Source organism: Micromonospora sp. NPDC047753, assembly GCF_040642735.1.
In the GTDB taxonomy this organism is placed as follows: Bacteria; Actinomycetota; Actinomycetes; order Mycobacteriales; family Micromonosporaceae; genus Micromonospora.
The window spans coordinates 1-5,595 of the sequence record NZ_JBEYSL010000448.1; the positions used below are offsets into that span (position 1 = coordinate 1).

6 protein-coding genes are annotated in these 5,595 nt (G+C 71.9%); all 6 read right to left on the minus strand.

The genetic code is table 11. The features are described from left to right. Positions 1–888: serine/threonine-protein kinase (locus tag ABZ749_RS28085; protein WP_357233075.1), on the minus strand; the 888-nt coding region annotated here is incomplete at its 3' end. Positions 889–1,005: 117 nt separating this feature from the next. After that, on the minus strand, positions 1,006–1,743 hold the full coding sequence (locus ABZ749_RS28090) for an anti-sigma factor (protein ID WP_357233078.1): 738 nt from the start codon (positions 1,741–1,743) through the stop codon (positions 1,006–1,008). After that, entirely contained in the window at positions 1,740–2,366 is a 627-nt protein-coding gene (locus tag ABZ749_RS28095; protein WP_357233080.1) for a sigma-70 family RNA polymerase sigma factor, read from the minus strand. Before ABZ749_RS28095 ends, ABZ749_RS28090 begins: the two co-directional genes overlap by 4 nt. 48 nt (positions 2,367–2,414) lie before the next feature. Beyond that, positions 2,415–2,876, minus strand: a complete 462-nt coding sequence (locus ABZ749_RS28100) for a class F sortase (RefSeq protein WP_357233082.1) — start codon at positions 2,874–2,876, stop codon at positions 2,415–2,417. Positions 2,877–3,117: 241 nt separating this feature from the next. Next, the gene (locus ABZ749_RS28105) at positions 3,118–3,906 is read right to left on the minus strand and encodes a hypothetical protein (protein ID WP_357233084.1); all 789 of its coding nucleotides are present in this window, start codon (positions 3,904–3,906) and stop codon (positions 3,118–3,120) included. A 139-nt stretch (positions 3,907–4,045) separates the two neighbouring features. Beyond that, on the minus strand, positions 4,046–5,569 hold the full coding sequence (locus ABZ749_RS28110) for a molybdopterin-dependent oxidoreductase (RefSeq protein ID WP_357233086.1): 1,524 nt from the start codon (positions 5,567–5,569) through the stop codon (positions 4,046–4,048). Positions 5,570–5,595 lie beyond the last annotated feature (26 nt).

Genomic DNA, 5,595 nt, shown 5'->3' on the forward strand with positions numbered 1-5,595 from the left:
CGTGACCGCCCCGGGCCGCCGGCGTGACCTGGCGCGCACACGCGGCCAGCGGCCCGCCCGCGCCACCGGCGCGGGCGTCGCCGCGGCCACCTGCTCCAGCTGGTCGCGGGCCTCCTGCGCGGAGAGGCGCTGGCGGGGGTTGCGCAGCAGGAGACCGGTGATCGCGGGTTCGAGCGGCAGGACGGTCATCCGGTCCGGCGCTTCGGTGGCCAGGGCGGCAAGCATGGCCAGGGTCGATGGCCGGCTCCATGGCGGACGGCCCTCCGCAGCCAGGTAGAGCGTCGCGCCGAGGGCCCACAGGTCGGTCGCGGGGGTGGCCCTACCGTCGCGGGCGCGCTCCGGTGCGGTGTACTGGACCGTCGACAGGCTCCCCGCGGTGACGGTAGCGGGATCCCGGGAGTCGAAGATCGACAGACCGAATCCACCGAGCATGACCCGCCCGTCGTCGGCGAACAGCACGTTCTGCGGCCGGACCTCCCGATGCGTCACTCCCCTCGCGTGGGCGGCACTCAGTGCCGCGATCAAATGCAGGCCGACCCGCGCCACCTCGGCCGGCGCCAGCGGACCGTCGCTGACAACCATCTCGGACAGGGAACGGGAGGGCACGTGCTCCATGACGAGCCACAGATATCCGTCGGTGCTCAGCACGTCCCACATCGCGACCACGCCCGGATGATCCAGACCGGCCAGGCCGCGTACCTCCCCGAGCGTTCTGTCCCGCAGCCGGGACCGCTCCGCGTCGCTCACCCAGCCCGGGAGGGTGATCTGCTTGAGAGCGACGTGCCGATCAAGCACCTCGTCGCGTGCCAGCCAGACGCGTCCCGAGGTCGCGGTGTCCCCGATCAGCAGAAGCCTGCGGTACCGGCCGGCGAGCAGCTCGTCATCCATGCGGGTGATTCGGAGCGGTCCCCCGTCCGGATGGGCGGGGTGACCAGAAGCACCAGGTTCGGGCATCGGACAGGGCTGGGCCGCACGCCGACGTGACGGCGGCCGGCCCAGCCCAACTCAGCTCAGCGCCACCGTGCCCACGATCCGAGTGGGGGCGACGGAACCACCGACGGGCTCGTTGGACACCCCGAACGTGCCCGCCTCGCCGACCGGGCCGATGACAGTGGTCGACGCCCTGTCCCCCTCGGCGAGCTGTCCCACCTTGCGGGGCTCACTTCCCCGGATGAGCCAGAGCTCATAGATCCGCCCGGCACCGGGCGCGGGAAGGTCGCGCAGCAGCACCACACCGCGGTCGCGGTCACGGGAGACAACCACCGTGGCGGCACCACCGGGCGGCAACGACCGCTCGAACACCCGGGCGTCCGGGGCGTCCAGGACGGCGGCGATCTGCCGGGCCTGGTCGCTGCTGGCCTGCTCGTCGCTGATCCGATCGTTGCTGACGGTCCAGGTGACCGCGCTCGCGCCACCGGCGACGAGAACGGCTGCGGCGGCGGCCACCGTGAGCTGTCGCCACCTGCCTGCCTGCCGTCCGCCGCTGGCACCCGCGGAGCTGACGCGCAGTTGCGGGGTCCGGGCCGCCTGAGCGAGGGTCCGCTCCCGCAGACCCGCCGGGGTCGCCGGGGTCGCCTCGATGACGGCGTCGTCGGCGAGGCGCGCGACGGTCTCCCGCAACTCGGCCACCTCGACGCGGCACGGCTCGCACTCGGCCAGGTGCCGCTCGAACGCAGCCCGCTCAACGTCGTCGACCGCGTCCAGGACGTACGCACCAGCGAGGGTGTGAACATCGGCGCTCATGCCCGTCCCTCCATCTCGATGCCCAGGCAGTCGCGCATCCGGATGAGTCCGTCGCGCATCCGCGTCTTCACCGTCGGCAGCGGCGTCTGCAACTTCTCGGCGACCTCTCGGTAGGTGTGACCGCCGTAGTAGGCCAGGGTCACCGACTCCCGCTGCACCGGCGTCAACCGGCCCAGGCACCGGCGGACCTGCTCCCGCTCCAACCGGGCACTGACGTCCTCGACCACCTCGTCGTAGGGGACGTGTGTCTCGGTCGCGGCAACCCGCAGAGCACGGTCGGTGTGAGCCTGTTCGGAGCGCACCCGGTCCACCGCGCGGCGGTGCGCCATGGTGAGGATCCACGCCGAGGCCGATCCCCGGCCGGCGTCGAAGCGCCCGGCGGTGCGCCACACCTCGACCATCACCTCCTGCGTCACCTCCTCCGCCTGCGCCGGATCGCGGACGACCCGCCGGGCCAGCCCGAGGACCCTGCCCGCCACGGCGTCGTACAGCATGGCGAACGCCGCCTCGTCGCCCCGCGCCACCCGCGTCAGCAACTCGTCGGCGTTCGGTGGGGTCGCGGTGTCCGGCGGCACTGCTCGCAACCGCCGCCCCTGTTCCGGGTCGCCGCTCATTCTCGGCATGTCCTCTCCCTGTGCTGTCGACGGCTCGGTGTGCCGCCGCACTCGTGTCTAGGCGGGACGAGCGTGGGCGAGGCGCGCGTAGACGATGACATTGTCGCGGTAGTGCTGGGTGCTGTCGTCGAACTCGCCGCCGCAGGTGATCAGGCGTAACGCCGCATGGTCGGTCGCCCCGTACACCTCGGCGGTGGGGAAGCGGTCCTTGGGATGCTGCTCGACCCTGGTGACGGTGAACATCGCGGTGCTGCCATCCTGACGATCGACGGTGATCCCGGCGCCGACAGGCAGCTTGCCCAGGTCGAAGAACGTCCCGCGGCGGCCCTTCCAGTTGACGTGCCCGGCCAGCACGGCCGGGCCGAGAGCGCCGGGCGTCGGCGCCTTCGTGAACCAGCCCACATCGGTGGCGCTGTCCGGAACCTGCATCGCACCGTCCGACTGCAGACCGAGCGCGACGATGGCGGCGGTGGCCTTCAGCGACGCGATCGACACCCGCGTCGGCGGTGAACCGGCCATCAGCGGTCCCGAGGTCAACTCGCCGGGCCCGCTCGCCGGGACAGGAGACGCGTTCGCGGCTGGTGCCGCAGCGGACCTGTCGGGTCTGGGCGGGTCGCCGCCCCGCTCGGCGACTGCGACACCGATCGTCAGGACCGCCGTCACGGTGAGGATGCCGGCCGCCGCCAGGAGCGCGTGACGCCCCCGGCGACGGCCAGCCGGCGCTGGTTCGCCACCGTTGTCCATCATGATCGCCGTCGGCTCAGCGCTCGCCGGCGAGCCGACGACGCGCGACGACCGCACCGGCGGCGCCGAGCAACGCGAGACCACCCACGGCGTAGATCATCATCGGCGATCCGCCGGAGGTGCTGCCATCTCCGGTGGCGACACCCCCCGCGGGTACGGAGCCGGCGGCCGCGCCGCTGACCATGCCGCACGTCGCGGGGTCGGTGGCCTCGGCGGGGATGCCGTTGACGCCGACGGACTTGGCGAACGTCGACTCGCCGAGCGCTTCCATGTCGTACTTGCCGTTCTTGTTGGCGTCGATGCCGTGCTGCACGAGGTGCAGGTCCTTCAGGTGCGCGATAGTGCCCTGGGGCAGGTCCCCGGCGGGGATGGTGCGCTCGTAGCTGAGGTTGCCGTTCGCGTCGGCCGTCGGCATCCGATCCACCGCCAGGCCGCTGGCCTTGGTCGTGTCCCCGGTGGTGGTCAACGAGATGAAGATGTCCCCGTACATCTTGAGGCCCTCCTCGGTGCTGACGAAGCCGTTGCCGTTGGCGTCGGCGGACTTGTCCGGGCAGTGGAAGTCCATGCCGTTCGCTGCGCCGTGCACGTGCTGGGCGTGCGGCGAGTTCGGCGTCATGCCCTTCGACCGGATCATGACCTTCAGGTCACCGCCGCTCGTAGCGGTCAACGTGGCGGTTCCGGTGGCACCGGTCTCGTTGAGGTCCTGCAGCTGGACCTGCACGCTCTCGTCGGCGTACGCGACCCCCGGAAACGCGAGGAACAGGGCGGCTGCGGGCACGGTGAGCAGGGCTCGGGACAATCTCACAACAAATCTCCGTCTCCGCCTGGGTACGGCGTCGATGCTCAGGTGCTGTCGTGAGGGATTCGTCGCCTCCGGTCCACCGGATTGGTCCCGGCCCGGATTGTTTTTCCGGCCCGGACGGCGAACCGTCGGACGGACCAGTTCAGGTGATGGTCACTGTCGTGCTGTGCCAGCCGGTCGCGCCGTCCGGGAAGGGCGCGGCCCGTTGATCGGTCTGGGTCGCGCCGGTGGCATCGGTGGCCCGCACGCGCAGGGTGTGGCTGCCGGGGGTGGCGTCCCACCGGTAGGTCCACTGCCGCCACAGGTCCGCTGAGGGGCCGTCGGCGAGACGGGCCTGCCGCCACGGCCCGTCGTCGATCTGCACCTCGACGGCGGTGATCCCGCGACGTTGCGCCCAGGCGACACCGGCGATCATGACGGGACCGGAGCGCCGTTGGGCGAAGGGTTTCGGGGTGTCGATGCGGGATGCGGTCTTCACGGGCGCCTCGGCGGCCCACCCGCGCTGCACCCAGTAGGGATCGAACGCGTCGAAGGTGGTCACCTGCATGGAGGTGAGCCACTTGCAGGCGCCGACATAGCCGTAGAGGCCGGGGACGAGCATGCGGACGGGAAAGCCGTGCTCCAGGGGCAGGGGTTCGCCGTTCATGGCCACGGCCAACAGCGCGTCGCGACCGTCGAGGATCGCCTGAAGCGGGGTGCCGATGGTCATGCCCTCCACGGAACGGCTGACGAGCTGATTCTGCCCGGCGCGGATGCCGGCCTCGCGTAGCAGTGGGGCCAGGGGGATCCCCGTCCAACGGGCGGTGCCGATGTAGGGGCCGCCGACCTCGTTGGAGACGCAGTTGAGGGTGATGTCGCGCTCCACCACACCGCGGGCGAGGAGGTCGTCGAATGTCCAGGTACGGGGCCGATCGACCGCTCCACCCAGGGTCAGCCGCCAGGTTTCCGCGTCGACCTGCGGGACGGTGAGGGCGGTGTCGACCCGGTAGAAGTCCCGGTTGGGGGTGAGGAACGCCGAGACGCCGTCCACCCCAGCGGAGACGCCGCCGGGCAGCGGCGGCGCGGGTTGCCTGGGAGGCGGTATGCGAACGGCCGCGCGGGAACGGGCGCCTGCGGCTCTGCCGCGCCCGACAGTCTGGCCGATGGTCGCCGTGGCGCCGGCGGTGACCGCTGCTCCCGCCGCCGTGGCCAGAAACTGGCGGCGGTTGAGCAGCCGCGGGCGACCCGAGCCAGGAACCGGGAGCGTCCGAGCGGCGTGTGCCACCACCAGCATCGCGGTCATCCCGATGCCGGCCCCCGCCAGTACCGGCAGGACGTCCACGAGTGTCGCCGTCGGGCGGGACAGGGCAGCGGCGACACCGACGGCAGCGAACGCGGCAAGGCCCGCCAGACCATAACGGCGTCGTCGTAACGTCGCCACGCCGAGCAGGACCGCGCTCAGCGCCAGCACTGCGTAGACGCCGGCGAGGAGAGCGACCTTGTCGTTGCTGCCGAAGGAGCGGATGGCGAATGCCTTGACCGGTTGCGGTGCCAGATCCACAGCGGCACTACCGACTGTCAGCACCGGATCGGCGGCCGGATCGACCAGCGCCGCGACGAGGTGGGCCACGCCGAGGGCGACCCCGGCGCTCAGCACGCCGACGACGAGGCCGCGGATGGCTGTCATGCTTCGGGACGGCCCCGGCCGGCGGT

Excerpts from the sequence above, each read along its gene's own strand:
- ABZ749_RS28095 (WP_357233080.1), bottom strand. The coding sequence starts at position 2,366 with ATGCCGAGAATGAGCGGCGACCCGGAACAGGGGCGGCGGTTGCGAGCA.
- ABZ749_RS28110 (WP_357233086.1), bottom strand. The coding sequence starts at position 5,569 with ATGACAGCCATCCGCGGCCTCGTCGTCGGCGTGCTGAGCGCCGGGGTC.
- ABZ749_RS28090 (WP_357233078.1), bottom strand. The coding sequence starts at position 1,743 with ATGAGCGCCGATGTTCACACCCTCGCTGGTGCGTACGTCCTGGACGCG.
- ABZ749_RS28100 (WP_357233082.1), bottom strand. The coding sequence starts at position 2,876 with ATGGCCGGTTCACCGCCGACGCGGGTGTCGATCGCGTCGCTGAAGGCC.